Annotated in this window: 17 protein-coding genes; 9 read left to right on the top strand and 8 right to left on the bottom strand. The window is 63.1% G+C overall.

Annotated elements, in window-relative coordinates; genetic code table 11:
* Positions 1 to 84 precede the first annotated feature (84 nt).
* Positions 85 to 585 carry an S-type pyocin family protein gene (locus Q0Y42_RS00210; protein WP_297798895.1) on the top strand — a complete coding sequence of 167 codons (501 nt, stop codon included), beginning with the start codon at positions 85 to 87 and terminating at the stop codon, positions 583 to 585.
* A gap of 4 nt (positions 586 to 589) precedes the next feature.
* On the opposite strand, the gene Q0Y42_RS00205 is transcribed toward Q0Y42_RS00210, so the two are convergent.
* Entirely contained in the window at positions 590 to 1456 is an 867-nt protein-coding gene (locus Q0Y42_RS00205) for an aspartate/glutamate racemase family protein (protein ID WP_297798893.1), read from the bottom strand.
* A gap of 212 nt (positions 1457 to 1668) precedes the next feature.
* Between Q0Y42_RS00205 and Q0Y42_RS00200 the strand changes: the two genes are divergently transcribed.
* Positions 1669 to 3747, top strand: a complete 2079-nt coding sequence (locus Q0Y42_RS00200) for a M3 family metallopeptidase (protein WP_297798891.1) — start codon at positions 1669 to 1671, stop codon at positions 3745 to 3747.
* 199 nt (positions 3748 to 3946) lie between these two features.
* Here the strand turns inward: Q0Y42_RS00200 and Q0Y42_RS00195 are convergent, their stop codons facing one another.
* A complete protein-coding gene (locus Q0Y42_RS00195; protein ID WP_297798889.1) occupies positions 3947 to 4252 on the bottom strand; it encodes a UrcA family protein in 306 nt (101 codons plus the stop codon).
* A 544-nt stretch (positions 4253 to 4796) separates the two neighbouring features.
* Between Q0Y42_RS00195 and ffh the strand changes: the two genes are divergently transcribed.
* The 3 genes from ffh (at position 4797) to rimM (ending at position 7423) form a co-directional block, all read left to right on the top strand.
* Complete coding sequence (gene ffh, locus Q0Y42_RS00190) at positions 4797 to 6320, top strand: signal recognition particle protein (protein WP_297798887.1); 1524 nt, start codon at positions 4797 to 4799, stop codon at positions 6318 to 6320.
* Between the two features lie 21 nt (positions 6321 to 6341).
* Complete coding sequence (gene rpsP, locus Q0Y42_RS00185; RefSeq protein ID WP_297798885.1) at positions 6342 to 6794, top strand: 30S ribosomal protein S16; 453 nt, start codon at positions 6342 to 6344, stop codon at positions 6792 to 6794.
* Positions 6795 to 6895: 101 nt separating this feature from the next.
* The gene (rimM, locus tag Q0Y42_RS00180; RefSeq protein WP_297798883.1) at positions 6896 to 7423 is read left to right on the top strand and encodes a ribosome maturation factor RimM; all 528 of its coding nucleotides are present in this window, start codon (positions 6896 to 6898) and stop codon (positions 7421 to 7423) included.
* A 64-nt stretch (positions 7424 to 7487) separates the two neighbouring features.
* Here rimM and Q0Y42_RS00175 read toward each other — a convergent pair whose 3' ends face one another.
* The 3 genes from Q0Y42_RS00175 to Q0Y42_RS00165 form a co-directional block, all read right to left on the bottom strand.
* Positions 7488 to 7661 (bottom strand): DUF1508 domain-containing protein, encoded by a 174-nt coding sequence (locus tag Q0Y42_RS00175; protein ID WP_297798880.1) that lies wholly within the window; start codon positions 7659 to 7661, stop codon positions 7488 to 7490.
* Between the two features lie 88 nt (positions 7662 to 7749).
* Positions 7750 to 8913, bottom strand: a complete 1164-nt coding sequence (locus tag Q0Y42_RS00170) for a benzoate/H(+) symporter BenE family transporter (RefSeq protein ID WP_297798878.1) — start codon at positions 8911 to 8913, stop codon at positions 7750 to 7752.
* A gap of 52 nt (positions 8914 to 8965) precedes the next feature.
* Positions 8966 to 9781, bottom strand: coding sequence for an enoyl-ACP reductase (locus Q0Y42_RS00165; RefSeq protein ID WP_297798876.1), 816 nt, complete (start codon positions 9779 to 9781; stop codon positions 8966 to 8968).
* Between the two features lie 122 nt (positions 9782 to 9903).
* On the opposite strand from Q0Y42_RS00165, the gene Q0Y42_RS00160 reads away from it, so the two are divergent.
* Positions 9904 to 10239 (top strand): DUF2794 domain-containing protein, encoded by a 336-nt coding sequence (locus Q0Y42_RS00160; RefSeq protein WP_297798874.1) that lies wholly within the window; start codon positions 9904 to 9906, stop codon positions 10237 to 10239.
* A 136-nt stretch (positions 10240 to 10375) separates the two neighbouring features.
* Here the strand turns inward: Q0Y42_RS00160 and Q0Y42_RS00155 are convergent, their stop codons facing one another.
* Positions 10376 to 11125 carry a Bax inhibitor-1/YccA family protein gene (locus tag Q0Y42_RS00155; RefSeq protein WP_297798872.1) on the bottom strand — a complete coding sequence of 250 codons (750 nt, stop codon included), beginning with the start codon at positions 11123 to 11125 and terminating at the stop codon, positions 10376 to 10378.
* Between the two features lie 124 nt (positions 11126 to 11249).
* Between Q0Y42_RS00155 and thpR the strand changes: the two genes are divergently transcribed.
* The 3 genes from thpR to mmcB are packed head-to-tail and all read left to right on the top strand — an operon-like array spanning position 11250 to position 12847.
* On the top strand, positions 11250 to 11789 hold the full coding sequence (gene thpR, locus Q0Y42_RS00150) for an RNA 2',3'-cyclic phosphodiesterase (RefSeq protein WP_297798870.1): 540 nt from the start codon (positions 11250 to 11252) through the stop codon (positions 11787 to 11789).
* Positions 11786 to 12370: a GNAT family N-acetyltransferase gene (locus Q0Y42_RS00145; RefSeq protein WP_297798868.1), complete on the top strand. Its 585-nt coding sequence runs from the start codon at positions 11786 to 11788 to the stop codon at positions 12368 to 12370. The genes thpR and Q0Y42_RS00145 overlap by 4 nt, the downstream gene beginning before the upstream one ends.
* A gap of 18 nt (positions 12371 to 12388) precedes the next feature.
* Positions 12389 to 12847, top strand: coding sequence for a DNA repair putative endonuclease MmcB (mmcB, locus tag Q0Y42_RS00140; RefSeq protein WP_297798866.1), 459 nt, complete (start codon positions 12389 to 12391; stop codon positions 12845 to 12847).
* Between the two features lie 187 nt (positions 12848 to 13034).
* Here the strand turns inward: mmcB and Q0Y42_RS00135 are convergent, their stop codons facing one another.
* On the bottom strand, positions 13035 to 13589 hold the full coding sequence (locus tag Q0Y42_RS00135) for an ActR/PrrA/RegA family redox response regulator transcription factor (RefSeq protein WP_297798864.1): 555 nt from the start codon (positions 13587 to 13589) through the stop codon (positions 13035 to 13037).
* 87 nt (positions 13590 to 13676) lie between these two features.
* Positions 13677 to 15149 (bottom strand): ActS/PrrB/RegB family redox-sensitive histidine kinase, encoded by a 1473-nt coding sequence (locus Q0Y42_RS00130; protein WP_297798863.1) that lies wholly within the window; start codon positions 15147 to 15149, stop codon positions 13677 to 13679.
* Positions 15150 to 15206: the final 57 nt, after the last annotated feature.

The following is a 15206-nucleotide window of genomic DNA, read 5'->3' as shown; positions in this document are numbered from 1 at the left end:
GACAAAGCCGCGTCGCACAAGCGTTGCCATAAGCAGCCGAACGCCCCTATTAATAATAACGTTGATATCTAAAGGGGGTGGGTGATGAGGCAGATTTCGGGGGGCGCGCTGGCGGCTGCGCTATTGCTGGCGGCGTGCGGTAACGGCGGTTCAGCCGTCGAAACGCGGGACAGGGAAGGGGCACCCGCAGCCGCCCCTCTGGCCTTGAGCGAACAGGCCGCGCCCCAGATCGCGCAAGTCCAAACCCCGCCGGAGGCTCCGGCTCAGGCGGCGGTGGTCCTGACCTCCAACCGGCGCGAAACGGCTGGGGCCAAGGCTGTTCGCCTCTATGAGCGCAATGGTGCCGATTTCGGGGCGACCAGTGCCGAGGACTATCTGGAAAAGGCCAAGGCCTTCACCAAAACCCCGCCTGCTGATGCTGAAAAGGTCAGCCGCCCCAATGGCGATGTTCTGATCTATCAGGCGCGCACCAACACCTTCGCCGTCGTCGACAGACGCGGCGTGGTCCGCACCATGTTCAAACCCTCGAACGGTGCCGAATATTGGGAGCGCCAAAAGGCAACCGCAGCCAGCTTTGGCCGCTAGTCGCCTATTCGGCGGCGTCGAACGTCAGGGGCGCGCCCCAGAAACGCGCGATCAGGTCTGACTGCGGGCCGGGCTGGCCCGTGGTCAGGAAGGTGCGGCGTCCGCTGTTCCCCAGATCATATTCCGGATGGCGCTCGAAATAGCGTTCCAGACTGTCGGCAACCGCCGTCGGCTGGCTGATGACTTCGACGCCTTCAGGGAGGGCCTCGGCGAACAGGTCGGCGACGATCTCATAGTGGGTGCAGCCCAAAATGGCCTTGTCCGGATGGCGCCCGATACGGCGGCGCAGGGAATCCACGTGGTCGCGCACCACCACGCGCAGCTCGTCTTCCGGCGCGCCCAGCTCGATCAGGCCGGCAAGGCCGGGGCAAGGCTCGGTAAAGACGGCAAGGTCGGTGCGGCGCTTGTCGATCTCGATCTCATAGACGCGGCTCATGGCCGTGGCGGCGGTGCAGAAGATGCCCGTGATGTCGATGGCTTCTTTCTTTTCGCCTTCCAGACGCCCGTCGCGCTCGGCCTCATAGGACCACGGCAGGCCGGTGGCGGCCTCGATGGTCGGCACGATGATGCCCAGCACATTGACCGGACGGCCCAGCTCCTTGTGCAGGCCCGGGATCCACGTCTGTTGCAGGCGGCGCAGCGCAATGGCGGAGGCGGTATTGCACGCCAGCACCACGACAGACGCGCCCGCGCGGAACAGGGTCTCGCAGCCCTTGCGGGTCAGCTCGACGATTTCCTCGCCGCCGCGACCGCCATAGGGGGCATGGGCCTGATCGCCCAAATAGATGAAATCACGCTCCGCAAATCGCGAAACGAGTTCACGGTGAACCGTCAGTCCACCCACACCGGAGTCAAAAACGCCTATCGCCATACTGCGGCCTTTAGACCTCAAGGGTTTCGCCGTCCATCACTTCGCACTACACCCACATGTGGAAACGCTAGGGTTGCAACACCCCGGCGCACGAAATCTGGGTTGGGAGAGACCGAATGCACAGACGTCACCTTCTTATCGGAGGCGGTAGCCTCCTTGCACTATCGGCCTGCGCAACGGCGGGAACCGGCACCGGAGGCACCACGAACCCGATGAACCTGAGAGAAGAAGAGGCCATCGCCCGCGCCGTCATGCCGTCGGCCGCGCCGCGCGCCGAACTGCTGCAGCCGTGGACCGGTCCCTATGGTGGCGTACCCCCGTGGGACAAGGTCACGCCGGCCAAGATGCGCGAGGCCCTTCTGGAAGGTATCGAGCTGCAACGCGCCGACATCAACGCCATCGCCAACAACGCTGACGCCCCGACCTTTGCCAACACCATCGTGGCGATGGAACTGGCCGGCGAGCCGATCGATCGCGCCTTCAACATCTTCAGCGTGATGACCTCGAACATCGGCGGCGACGAATGGGATCGTCTGGAAGCCGAGATTTCGTCGGTACTGACTGCGGCGTTCGATGAAATCACCTTCAATGAAAAGCTGTTCCAGCGCGTGAAGGCCGTGGCTGACAACGCCGACGCAGCTGGCCTCAATGCCCAGCAAAAGCGTCTGGCCGAGCGTCGCCGCGACGCCTTCATCCGCAATGGCGCGGCACTGGACGCCGCCGGCAAGGCCGAACTGGGCCGTATCAATGCCGAGCTGTCGAATGCCTTCACCGCCTTCGGTCAAAAGGTCGTCGCCGACGAGAACACCTGGACGGTGATCGAAACCGAAGAGGGTCTGCGCGGCCTCGATGCCTCGAGCAAGGCTGCAGCTGCGGCCGCCGCACGGGCCCGCAACATCCAGGGCTGGGCCATCCTGAACACCCGCTCCAGCGTCGATCCCTTCCTGACCTTTGCCGACGACCGCGCCCTGCGTGAAAAGGTCTGGCGCAAATTTGTGAACCGTGGCGACAACGGCGATGCCAACGACACCAAGTCGACCATCGCCCGTATCGTGGCCCTGCGTCACCAGCGCGCCCGCCTGCTGGGCTTCACCAACCACGCCGAATGGCGCATGCAGGACACCATGGCCAAGACCCCTGCGGCGGCTATGGAACTGATGGAACGCGTCTGGGCTCCGGCCAAGGCTCGCGTGGCCGAGGAAGTCGCCGACATGAAGGCGATCGCCGGCCACGACATCGAGCCGTGGGACTATCTGTACTACGCAGAGAAGGTCCGTAAGGCGAAGTACGACCTCGACCAGAACGAGATCAAACCCTACTTCGAACTGCACGCCGTGCGCGAAGCCTCCTTCTACATGGCCGAGCGTCTGTACGGCTTCAAATTCGTCAAACTGCCCAAGGGTTCGGTCTCGACCTTCGAGCCTGACGTCACCACCTATGAGGTCCGCGACAAGGCAACCGACCGCCTGATCGGCCTGTATTATGCCGACGACTTCGCCCGTCCAGGCAAGCGTTCGGGTGCATGGATGACGACCTATCGTTCGTTCTCGAACCTGACAGGCTCCAAGCCGATCCTGGCCTCGAACAACAACAACTTCGTCAAGGCCGAGGAAGGCCAGCCTCTGCTCATCTCCCTGGATGACGCCGAGACCCTGTTCCACGAATTCGGCCACACCCTGCACTACTACTCGTCGGTGGTGGACTATCCGTCGTTCGGCGAAACCCCGCGCGACTTCGTGGAATACCCGTCGCAGGTGCACGAGCACTGGGTGCTGACCCGTCCGATCCTCGACGGCTATATGAAGCACGTTGAAACCGGCCAGCCGATGCCGCAGTCGCTGGTGGACAAGATCGAGGCTTCCTCGACCTTCAACCAGGGCTACGCCACCGTGTCCTATCTGTCGTCGGCCATCGTCGACATGGACATGCACACCCAGGCCACGCCGCCGACCGACATCGCCGCCTTTGAAAAGGCGTCGCTGGACCGCATCGGCATGCCGAAGGAAATCGTGATGCGGCACCGTCTGCCGCAGTTCAACCACCTGTTCACGTCCGACGCCTATTCGGCGGGCTACTATTCCTACCTGTGGTCGGAAACCATGGACGCGGACACCTGGGCCTATTTCGAGGAGTCGGGCGATGTCTTCAATCCGGACATCGCAACCCGCTTCAAGGCCCTGATGCTGGCCCCGGGCAACACCACGGATCGCGGCGAGGCCTATCGCCAGTTCCGTGGCCGTAACCCGGATGTGGCAGCCCTGCTGAAGGTGCGCGGTTTCCCGACCCACTAAGTCGGATACCGGAAATGAAGGCGGCCGGTGGAGCGATCCACCGGCCGTTTTCTTATGGGCACTGCCCTGCCCACAGACGGGGAAAAGGCACCGACCTCCCCCGAGGCCGGTGCCTTTGCGTCCGGACCGTTATGGAGGCGTGGGTCCGGACAACTCTACAACCAACTCAACAACGCATACTGACAGTCAGGGCCGCGACTTAGCCTTGGTTGGCGCGGTTGGCGGCGTATTGGGTTTCGCGGGCACCGCGCATCTGGGCATAGGCCTGACGCTGGGCGGCCGGCAGCTGGGCCATGGCCTCGTCACGGACGGCCTGTTTGCAGGCCACGTTACGGACACCGCGGATGTCGACGCAGAGCGAGCGGGCGGCGCGGTTCACGTCACGCTCAAAGCGGGCGGCACCGGCGACGGTGTCAATCTGGTCCGTGCTGATGCTGATCGGATCGGCATAGGCCGAGGTTGCAGCAAACAGGGCGGTGGCGGCGATAAAAGCAGTTTTGATCATTGGGGCGTTTCCAGTTTGAGAGGTTTGTCTTCGAGATATTCATCTTCACTGGCTGCCTGTATGAACGCCGATATTGAATACAGAATGACGCCTATGCGGTATAAATCGGACAAATTTATAATTGTTTGAAATGATTACTTGAAAGAAATGACTCAAGTTTAACATTACAGGAATTTTATTCTTCACAAGGAAGCCCGCAGAGCCGCGCAATCTAGCCCTTGTCGGTGCGGCGACTCCTGAGTCGACACAGGCTTGAAAATGGGGCATAAGCCGCCACTTCCGGCGCAAGTGAAACTCGCGTCTCCACCTGCACGACAGCTTTGTCGAGTGTGCTACCGCGCTTTGCGCTACTTGAGCACGGCCCTTCGGGCGCTCAGGAACGCAGGCACCGCTTGACCCCACGGGGCTCAAGTAGGCCGACCGGCCGATAGCCCCTCAATAAAGAACGAGGCAGGCGAGAACCCTCTGTCGACGAGTATCGTCCACAGAGGCCGTTGTCGTATGGAGCCGAGCCAACGGACCCGCCACGGATTTGAGGTTTTGAATGTTTGATGCTCTGAACGAGCGGCTGACTGGCGTATTCGACCGGATTACCGGTCGCGGCGCGCTGTCCGCTAAGGATGTCGAAGAGGCGCTGCGCGAGGTCCGCGTCGCCCTGCTCGAAGCCGACGTCGCTCTTCCGGTCGTCAAGGACTTCATCAACCGCGCCAAGGAACAGGCGACGGGCGAGGAAGTCATCCGCTCGGTCAAGCCGGCGGATCAGGTCATCAAGATCGTCTATGACGGCCTCGTCGACATGCTGGGCGGCGAAGAGCCGGTCCCGCTGAATACCAATGCCGCCCCGCCCGCCGTCATCCTGATGGCCGGTCTGCAGGGCTCGGGTAAGACCACCACCTCGGCCAAGCTGGCCCTGCGTCTGTCGAAGTTCGACCGCAAGAAGGTGATGATGGCCTCGCTGGACATCCGTCGTCCGGCCGCCATGGAACAGCTGGCCACCCTGGGTCAGCAGATCGAGGTCGCCACCCTGCCGATCGTGGCCGGCGAAAGCGCTGTCCAGATCACCCGCCGCGCTCTGCAATCGGCGAAACTTCAGGGCTTTGACGTCCTGATCCTCGACACCGCGGGCCGCATCACGCTCGACGAAGCGCTGATGAACGAAGTCGCCGAAGTGGCCGACATCGCCAAGCCGATCGAGACCCTGCTGGTCGCCGACAGCCTGACCGGTCAGGACGCCGTTCGCACGGCCGCCGCCTTCAACGAGCGTCTGCCGCTGACGGGCCTGATCCTGACCCGCGCCGATGGTGACGGTCGTGGCGGTGCCATGCTGTCGATGCGCGCCGTCACCGGCCTGCCGATCAAATATCTGGGTGCCGGTGAAAAGGTCGATCAACTCGACGTCTTCGACGCCCGCCGTGTCGCTGGCCGTATCCTCGGTCAGGGCGACATCGTGGCCCTGGTCGAAAAGGCCGCTGCCGATCTCGACCAAGCCAAGGCCGAGAAGATGGCCCGCAAGCTGGCCAAGGGCCAGTTCGACCTCGATGATCTGGCGGCCCAGCTGAACCAGATGAAGAAGATGGGCGGCCTTCAGGGCATCATGGGTCTTCTGCCGGGCGTGGCCAAGCTGAAGAACCAGATGGCCGACAACAATGTCACCGATAAGATGATCGACCGCCAGTTGGCCGTGATCTCCTCGATGACCAAGGCCGAGCGCAAGAAGCCCGATCTGCTGAACGCCAGCCGCAAGAAGCGTATCGCGGCCGGTTCGGGCGTAGAGGTTCAGGACATCAACCGTCTGCTGAAACAGCACCGTCAGATGTCCGACATGGTCAAGTCGCTGTCCAAGGGCGGCGGCAAGAACCTGCAAAAGATGGCGGCCATGATGGGCGGACTGCCCGGCATGGGCGGCGGCGGTCCCGACATGGCCCGCCTGAAAGCACTGGGCGGCGGCAAGATGCCGGAACCCAGCGCCGACGAATTGAAAGCCCTTCAGGACCGCATGGCCGGCCTGGGTGGCGGACAACTTCCGGGGGGGCTTCCGGGTCTTCCGGGCTTCCCCAAGAAAAACTGACTTTCCTAGAAAGAGACTAAAATGCTGAAGATCCGTCTGGCCCGTGGTGGCTCCAAGAAGCGTCCTTACTACCACATCGTCGTTGCCGACGCCCGCGCTCCGCGCGACGGTAAGTTCCTCGAGAAGGTTGGCTCGTACAACCCGATGCTGCCGAAGGACGGCGCGACCCCGCGCGTGACCCTGAAGGTCGAGCGCATCAACGAATGGCTGGTCAAGGGCGCTCAGCCGACCGACCGCGTTGCTCGCTTCCTGTCGCAAGACGAAGTTCTGGGCCAAAAGGTCAAGTGGGTGCAAGGCAACAACCCGAAGAAGGGTACCCCGGGCAAGAAGGCTCAAGAGCGCGCTGAAGAACGTGCTCAACGCGAAGCCGACCGTCTGGAAGCCGAAGCTGCTGCCAAGGCTGAAGCTGAAGCCGCTGCTGCTGCTCCGGCCGCTGAAGAAGCCCCGGCTGCTGAAGAAACCACCGAAGCCTGATTACGGCTTCATCGGTAACTTCGATGATTTAAGGAAGGCAGCGCCCGCAAGGGCGCTGCTTTTCTGCTATCTGGACGTGAGTTGAACCCAAGGAGCCCGAGTTGAGCGGCGACGATAAATATATTCTGGTGGCCCAGATCGGTGGTGCCTTCGGTGTGAAAGGCGAGGTGAAGATCACCGCCTATACCGCCGATGCCCAGTCGCTGAAGACCTATTCGCCCCTGTTGGACGCCAAGGGCCAGCCGGTGCTGACCATCCTGTCGGCCCGTCCGGACAAGCATGGTCTGGTGGCCAAGGTCAAAGAGCTGACCACCAAGGAAGAGGCCGACGCCGCCCGTGGCCGCAAGCTCTATGTCCACCGCGACCAACTGCCGGAACCGGACGAGGACGAGTTCTATCTCGCCGACCTGATCGGCCTTGAGGGCCGTGATGCCGACGACAAGGTCATCGGCAAGGTGAAGGCCGTCCAAAATTTCGGTGCCGACGACATGCTGGAAATCGCACCGGCCGAAGGTGGTCCGACGTGGTACCTGCCGTTCACCAAGGCGGCGGTGCCGGAACTGCATATTGCGGACGGCTGGCTGCGGATCATCCGCCCCGCCGAGATCAGCGAACGCGATCCAGACTGATCAAAAGAAAGGGGCAGCGGAGTTCGATCCGCTGCCCCTTTTTTTGTGCCGTGTGGCTAAAGACCTATGCGTCTTCGACCGGTGCGTCGGCGACGTATTTCTTGATCGACTCGATGGCGCGCTTGGCTCCCGACTTGTCCGAATAGCCTTCGGTCGAGAAGATGATCTCGGAGTTGTATTTGAAGCGAACGCGGTACTCGCCGGCCTTGTCCTGATAGACTTCGAACTTGTGGGCCATGGATCCCTCCTTGGATTGCGCCGTTATCGGTCGTCACTCAAGGTGCCACGTCGCTGCGGACTGTAAAGGGCCGGAATGTAAAGCGTGGCTATGGACGCTTGAGGATAGCCAGAGCCGCAAAGCCGACCATCAGCCCCCAGAAGGCTGATCCAATACCCCAAAGCGCCAGTCCGGACGCCGTACAGGCAAAGGTCAGCAGGGCAGGCTCGCGGTACGCCTCGTCCTTGAACACACCGCCCAGAGCGCCCGCCAGCGGGGCGAGCAGGGCGATGCCGGTGACGCTGGCCAGCACATGGGCGGGCATGGCCACAAACAACTGCACCAGCGGCGGAATGAACAGGGCCACCACCAGATAAAGCCCACCATAGATTACACCCACCTTCCACCGCTGCGCGGTATCGGGATGGGCTTCGGGATTGGTGCAAAGCGCCGCCGTGATCGCGGCAAGGTTTACACCATGGGCCCCGAAGGGCGCGGCCAGAGTACTGGCCAGCCCGCCCCAGAAGATCAGACGGTTGGCAGGTGGCTCATAGCCTGCGGCCCGCAGCACGACGAGGCCCGGCAGGTTTTGGGACGCCAGCGTCACCAGATAGAGCGGTAGAGCCAGCCCAATGGCGGCCTTCCAGTCGAACTGGGGCACGGTTGGCGCAAGACGCGTCATCCAGCCGGTATCGAACGACAGCGCCAGCTGCCCGCGCAGGCCCAGCACCACAAATGCCGCCACCAACACCACAGGCACCGCCCATGTGGCTGCGAACCGCTTCGCCACCAGAAACAGAACGATCAGGCCGATAACAAAGGCCGCATCGACCGACACCGCCTGAAACAGCTTCAAACAGAAGGGTAGCAAGACACCGGCCAGCATCCCCGAGGCCACGCCGGAGGGAATACGCGCCGCCAGCCGACCCAAGGCGGGGATCATCCCTGTGACCACCATCATCAGGGCGGCCAGCAAAAAGGCCCCGACGGCGGTGGGCCAGTCATATCCGGCACTGGTCGCCAAAAGCGCAGCACCCGGCGTCGACCACGCCATGACCACCGGCATCTTGAGACGCCAGCTGAGTACCGCGCCTGTCAGTCCGATCCCCAGCGCCAGCGCAGCCAGCATGGAGATGATCTGGGCTGTATTGGCCCCCAGCGCCTGTCCGGCCTGCACGACCAGTGCCACGGTCCCGCCAAAGCCGATCACCGTCGCCACCGTGGCGGCAGCAAAGCTGGCAGGGGGTAGGGATTTTGCGTCGCTGGCGTTCATGCACAAAAAAGGCGGTGCCTTGGAAAGCACCGCCTCATCTGGAAACTGCTGATTAGACTTCGAGATCGTCCGGCAGGCCGACGGCGTGGAAACCGGCGTCGACGTGAACCACTTCACCGGTGGTGGAGCGGCCCAGATCCGAGGTCAGCCACAGGGCGGCGCCAGCGACGCCTTCCATCGAGGTCTCTTCCTTGATCAGCGAGAACTGCGCCGACTTGGAGTGCAGGCCACGGCCGCCCGAGATACCGGCCAGCGACAGGGTACGCATGGCACCGGCCGAGATGGCGTTGACGCGGATGTTCTTCGGGCCGAGGTCACGGGCGATGTAGCGGGTGGCGGCCTCAAGACCGGCCTTGGCCACGCCCATGGTGTTGTAGTTCGGGATCACGCGTTCCGAACCCAGATAGGTCAGGGTGATCATCGAGCCACCGTTCGGCATCAACTCGGCCGAGCGACGGGCCACGTCCACGAAGCTGTACACCGAGATGTTCATGGCCAGCAGGAAGCTGTCGCGGGTGGTGTTGTCGACGAACGAGCCTTGCAGCTCGTTCTTGTTGGCGAAGGCGACCGAGTGGACCACGAAGTCGATCTCGCCGAAGGTTTCCTTAAGCTGGGCAAAGGCGGCATCCATCGAGGCGTCGTCAGAGACGTCGCACGGGATGATGGCCTTGGCGCCGACGCTTTCGGCCAGCGGGCGCACGCGGCGCTCGAGGCTTTCGCCGAGGTAGGTAAAGGCCAGTTCCGCACCCTGAGCCGCCAGCTGCGAGGCAATGCCCCAAGCGATCGAGTTGGAGTTGGCAACGCCCATGATCAGGCCCTTCTTGCCCTTCATCAGCTCGCCCTTAGGCATATCCCAGCCGTCAGCCATGGTGTGTCTCCTGGAAATCAAATCTGTTGCCCGTCTTTTGGACGCCCCCGCCGCCACTGACAAGACGCAGGGTCAAGATTGGCGAGGCTGGCTTTCGGGCGCGGGGGGACTAGATTGAGGTTATGAACTTTGATCCGACGCCTGAAACCCCGCTGGCCGGACCCGTATTCTGGGACCGTCGCGAGTTGGACCAACTGCTTCGCGTTTATGGACGGATGGTCGCGCAGGGCGAGTGGCGCGACTATTCAATGGCGGGGCTCAAGGACGTGGCCGAGTTCGCGGTCTTTCGCCGTCATGGCGACGCCCCTGCCTACCGCATCGAAAAACGCCCCGCGCTGCGCCTGAAACAGGGTCAGTACGCCGTGATCGGCGAGGGCGGCATCATCCTGAAACGCGGCCGCGAACTGGCTCAGGTGCTCAAGGTCTTCGACAGCCGCCGCTTTACGGTGGTGGAATGAAAAAAGCCCCCGCCGTATGGCAGGGGCTTGAACTTCATCGCGCTCAAGTCGGCAGCGACCGTGTCGCTGCCATAGCGCACTTAACGCGCTCAAGTCGGCAGCGACCGCGTCGCTGCCATAGCGCACTTAAAAAGCCCTATTCACGCTGGCCGAGGAAGGCGAGCAGGAACTGGAACAGGTTGATGAAGTTGATGAACAGGCTGAGCGCACCGAAGCCGGTGGCCACGCCCAGAGCCTGCTGGTCGCCGCCCAGAGCGTAGTAGGTCATCTTCAGACGCTGGGTGTCATAGGCGATGAGGCCCGCGAAGATCAGGACGCCAAGGCCCGAGATGACCAGACCAAACATGCCCGACTTCACGATGAAGGCGTTCACGAGCGTAGCGATGACCAGACCGATCACACCCATGATCAGGAAGGTGCCCATGCCCGACAGGTCCTTCTTGGTCGTGTAGCCGACGAGGCTCAGACCGGCGAAGGCTGCCGCCGTCACGAAGAAGGTCGAAGCCAGAGAACCGCCCGTATAGGTCAGGAACAGAACGCCCAGACCCGCACCGATGGTGGCCACCACGGCCCAGTACAGCAGGTTCACGCCACGGGCGGTCGGGTTCTTCATGAAGAACATCGAACCGAACAGCATGACCAGCGGCGAGAACTGAACGATCATACCCAGCAGGGTCAGGCCGATGCGGCCATCCGGCATGCGTGCGAACAGCAGCTGTTGAACAGCCGGAACGTTGCCGGTGATGTAGGCCAGCACGCCTGCAACAGCGAGGCCGAGGGCCAGCTTGTTGTAAACGCCCAGCATGAAGGCGCGCAGACCGGCGTCGACGGACATGTCCGCCGACTGCGGAAGCGGGCGCGCATAGCCGTTGTTGAAGTCGCTCATCGCGAAATTCGTCTCCCAAATGGTCGGAGTATGCCGACCTTGATGGAAATATCGGGTCGCGCAGTCTCCTATGCAAGGAAAACCCGCCTTTAAGTCGTCCGTTCCAGCCGCTACCAACGGTCGCATGCTCAGACTCTTCACCGCCCTGCACGTGCCCGAACACATCGCTGAAACCCTGCAACGCCGCCAGACCGGTTTGCCGGGGGCCAAGTGGCGACCGCTGGACCAGCTGCACATTACGCTGGCCTTCTATGGTGACGCGACCGAGCGACAGGCCGATGATCTGGCCTCCGAACTGGTGCGGGCCGAAGGGCGCGGAGCCTTTGATCTGGAGCTGAACGGTGTCGGGGCTTTTGGCGACAATCACCAGAGCCACACCATCTGGGCAGGGGTAAAACCCAATGAGGCGCTGAGCCAACTGGCCGCCCGCTGCAAATCGGCGGGCGACCGTGCGGGCCTGCCGCCCGAACGGCGCGAATATCGCCCCCACGTCACCCTGGCCTATCTGAAGCCCGAAACGAACCCGGACCGCGTTGGCGCTTGGATTACAGGGCACAACCTGCTCCAGTCCCCCCCGATCCGCTTTACGACGTTCGGCCTCTATTCCAGCGTCCTGACGCGGGAGGGCAGCGTCTATACGCTGGAGAGGGAGTATCATCTGTGACGCCTTGGACCGGAACCACTGAAACCCGTGTCGGCCCCACGCTGGAGACCGAGCGGCTGATCCTGCGTCCACCGACGCTGGAGGACTTCCCGCGCTGGTGCGAGCTGCTGGCGGACGAAGAGGCCAGCCAGTTCATAGGCGGCACCCAGTCCAAGCATCAGGTCTGGCGCACCATGGCCATGGTGGTCGGCATGTGGGCCCTGCACGGCGAGGGCATGTTCTCGGTCATCGACAAACAGACGGGGCTATGGCTGGGCCGGATCGGCCCGCTTCACCCCTATGACTGGCCTGGCAGGGAAGTGGGCTGGAGCCTGCACCCCGATGCCCACGGCAAGGGCTATGCGATGGAAGCGGCCATTGCGACCATGGACTATGCCTTCGATGTGCTGGGCTGGCATGACGTGATCCACTGCATCGATCCGCGGAACAAACCCTCGGAAAAGGTGGCCGAAAAGCTGGGGTCCAAAAACCGTGGCCCGCGTCCGCTGCCTGTCCCGTTCGATACGGCAACCTGCAATATCTGGGGTCAGACAAAAGACGAATGGCAGATCAACCGCCAACGCCTTGTGGACGGAACGTAAGAAGAACATAATATTGGCATGGCCCTAGCCCCTGCCGATATCGAGCTACGCTTTTCGCGCACCGAAACCACCCATGCGGTGACGCGCGGAGCCGCCCGCCTGTTGGCGGATATGGGCTATGCACCCTTGATGGAGGTGTGCCTGCCAAACGGTCGCCGCGCCGATGTTCTGGCCTTGGGCAAGAAGGGCGACATCATCATTGTCGAGGTCAAATCCGGCATTGACGATTTTCGCGTCGATCGTAAATGGCATGAATATGCGCCCTATTGCGATGCCTTCTATTTTGCCGTCTCGCCGGACTTTCCCGAAGGCGTCCTGCCGGATGAACCGGGCCTGATCATAGCCGACGGTTTCGGGGGGGCGGTGGTGCGCGACGCCCCGCCAGAGCCATTGGCGGCGGCACGTCGCAAGGCCATGCTGATCGCATTCGGACGGCTCAGCGCCTTCCGATTGGCCCGCAGCGAGGTTGGATCCTAACCTTAAAGCAGCCAGCGACCGCGACGCTGGAGTAGGGCAAAAACGCCCTCAAGTAGCCAGCGCCCGCGGCGCAGGCGATAGAGCAGAAACGCCCTCAAGTAGCCAGCACCCGTGGTGCTGGCGTTAGGGCAAGAGCGCCCTCAAGTAGTCAGCGCCCGCGGCGCTGGCGTAGGGCACTATAAAGCAGTTAGCGCGGCGCGCGCTTGGCGAGGATGCGCTGGAGGGTGCGGCGGTGCATGCCAAGGCGGCGTGCCGTCTCGGAAACGTTCTGGTCGCACAGTTCGAACACGCGCTGGATATGTTCCCAGCGGACGCGGTCGGCGCTCATGGGGTTCTCGGGGGGCTCGGGCGCTTCGCCAGCGGACAGCAGGGCCTTGACCACATCATCGGCATCGGCCGGCTTTTGCAGATAGTCTACGGCACCGGCCTTCACAGCGGCGACCGCCGTGGCGATGGCCCCATAGCCGGTCAGCATGACAATGCGGGCATCCTCGCGCGCATCGCGCAGAGCCTCGACTACCTTCAGCCCATTGCCGTCCTCAAGGCGCATGTCCAGCACAGCAAAGGCCGGCGGCGCTTCGCGGATAATGCCCTGAGCCTCGGCGACGGATGCCGCAAGCGTGACCACAAAGCCCCGCGATTCCAGTGCGCGGCCCAGACGGGTGCGAAGGGCCTGATCATCGTCCAGCAAAAGCACGGACTTGTCGGCAAGGTCGGCAATCAGGTTTTCGAGTTCGGACATCAACTTCTCCTGCGCCTTCAGGTCGGGCCTCGCACCCCTCAGGTCAAGAACCAAGGGAGCAGGTGCGACATATGGTTCCACGCGGCCCTAGCCCGCGGAGATGTCATCCTGATCGGGTTGGTGGGCTTCAAGTCTTTGGCGAGGCCAGCGGACAGATACGCGTGCGCCATGCCCGTGACCCTCGGGGCGGGCAAGGCCGGAACCGATAGAGACACGCGCCCCGCTGCGCTCCAGCAGGGTGCGGGCGATAAAGAAACCCAGCCCCATGCCGCCCTGACTGGGGGCGATGGGGGTGGAGTGGTCCTGTCCAGCCGTGGCCAGCTGCTTGGCCAGCGCGCGGCGGGCCTTGTTCTGCGGGCGCGTCGTCACATAGGGATCGCCAAGGCGCGGCACGACATCGGGCGCAAAGCCCGGGCCGTCATCGCTGATGTCGACGGTGATCCAGCCCGCATCGACCGTGGCGACCATGCTGACGGTCTGGTTGGCGAAATCGGCGGCGTTCTCGACCAGTGCCGACAGGCCATGGATGACCTCCGGCTGGCGATAGATGCGTGGCAGGGGCTGACCCTCGGGCGCGACCACCTTGAGGTCAAAATCCAGATCAAAGCCCTGATGCGGGGCGGCGACCTCCTGCAGCACGGCCTTGAGTTCGGCCTCGGCAAAGGGGCCATCGTCATTGTGGTGCGCGTCCGAAAGCTGGTTCAGGATTTCGCGGCACCGCGCGGCCTGTTGCAGGATCAGATTGGCCTCTTCGGCCAAGGCCCCGTCGCTGTCGGCATGACGCAGCATTTCGCGCGCCACGATCTGAATGGTCGCCAAGGGCGTGCCCAGTTCGTGTGCGGCAGCGGCGGCCAGACCGCCAATCGCCGCCAGCCTCTGCTCACGTTGCAAGACATCCTGCGTCGTGGCCAGTGCCAGTTCCAGCCGTTCGGCATCGCTGGCGACCTTCCATGCATAGCCGGATGTGAACAGCACGCCGGTGATCAGGGCGATACCCAGCTCCATCCGGTAAAGGCCCGGCAGTTCCAGCGCCTCGTCCGTGCGCCACGGCAGGGGCAGGGACCACCAGAACATCCCCGCCACACAGATGAGCGCCAGCGTCGCCAGACCCAGCGCCTGACGGGACGGCAGGCTTGCCGCGGCCACGGTCACGGGCGCTACTAACAGCAGGCAGAAGGGATTGGTCAGGCCGCCCGTCAAAAACAGCAGAGCCGACAGCTGCAGGACGTCAAAACCCAGCTGGAAGGTTGTGCGGCTTTCCTGACGCAGATTGACCTGCTGCTTGCGCGTGCGGGCCATGGTTGCAAGGTTGACCGCCACACTGGCCCCGATCACCGCCAGACACGAAATCAGGGGCAGGGGGAAGCTCAGCGCCCAATAGGCCAGCAGAACCGCCGCCAGCTGTCCGGCAATCGTCAGCCAGCGCAGAACGATCAGGGTGCGGATGCTGAGGCCCCGCCCACGGCTGGACTGGCGCGACAGATCCAGAAGATCGCGCGTGCCGCTGCGGGCGGCATCGGCCACGGCCTGCGACAGGGAGGGGGCTTCTGTATGGTTCACCTTGCTCTTATACCCCTATATCTGCGCCCGCCCATGGGTCTGAATGGCGCACAGATA

The sequence above is a fragment of the uncultured Brevundimonas sp. genome, from assembly GCF_947305955.1.
Lineage (GTDB): Bacteria > Pseudomonadota > Alphaproteobacteria > Caulobacterales > Caulobacteraceae > Brevundimonas.
The sequence above is the reverse complement of the archived record's forward strand: the minus strand, read 5'-3'. Positions and strand labels throughout refer to the sequence as shown.

Excerpts from the sequence above, each read along its gene's own strand:
- Q0Y42_RS00210 (WP_297798895.1), top strand. The coding sequence starts at position 85 with ATGAGGCAGATTTCGGGGGGCGCGCTGGCGGCTGCGCTATTGCTGGCG.
- Q0Y42_RS00205 (WP_297798893.1), bottom strand. The coding sequence starts at position 1,456 with ATGGCGATAGGCGTTTTTGACTCCGGTGTGGGTGGACTGACGGTTCAC.
- Q0Y42_RS00200 (WP_297798891.1), top strand. The coding sequence starts at position 1,669 with ATGAACCTGAGAGAAGAAGAGGCCATCGCCCGCGCCGTCATGCCGTCG.
- Q0Y42_RS00195 (WP_297798889.1), bottom strand. The coding sequence starts at position 4,252 with ATGATCAAAACTGCTTTTATCGCCGCCACCGCCCTGTTTGCTGCAACC.
- ffh (WP_297798887.1), top strand. The coding sequence starts at position 4,797 with ATGTTTGATGCTCTGAACGAGCGGCTGACTGGCGTATTCGACCGGATT.
- rpsP (WP_297798885.1), top strand. The coding sequence starts at position 6,342 with ATGCTGAAGATCCGTCTGGCCCGTGGTGGCTCCAAGAAGCGTCCTTAC.
- Q0Y42_RS00175 (WP_297798880.1), bottom strand. The coding sequence starts at position 7,661 with ATGGCCCACAAGTTCGAAGTCTATCAGGACAAGGCCGGCGAGTACCGC.
- Q0Y42_RS00170 (WP_297798878.1), bottom strand. The coding sequence starts at position 8,913 with ATGAACGCCAGCGACGCAAAATCCCTACCCCCTGCCAGCTTTGCTGCC.
- Q0Y42_RS00165 (WP_297798876.1), bottom strand. The coding sequence starts at position 9,781 with ATGGCTGACGGCTGGGATATGCCTAAGGGCGAGCTGATGAAGGGCAAG.
- Q0Y42_RS00160 (WP_297798874.1), top strand. The coding sequence starts at position 9,904 with ATGAACTTTGATCCGACGCCTGAAACCCCGCTGGCCGGACCCGTATTC.
- Q0Y42_RS00155 (WP_297798872.1), bottom strand. The coding sequence starts at position 11,125 with ATGAGCGACTTCAACAACGGCTATGCGCGCCCGCTTCCGCAGTCGGCG.
- thpR (WP_297798870.1), top strand. The coding sequence starts at position 11,250 with ATGCTCAGACTCTTCACCGCCCTGCACGTGCCCGAACACATCGCTGAA.
- mmcB (WP_297798866.1), top strand. The coding sequence starts at position 12,389 with ATGGCCCTAGCCCCTGCCGATATCGAGCTACGCTTTTCGCGCACCGAA.
- Q0Y42_RS00135 (WP_297798864.1), bottom strand. The coding sequence starts at position 13,589 with ATGTCCGAACTCGAAAACCTGATTGCCGACCTTGCCGACAAGTCCGTG.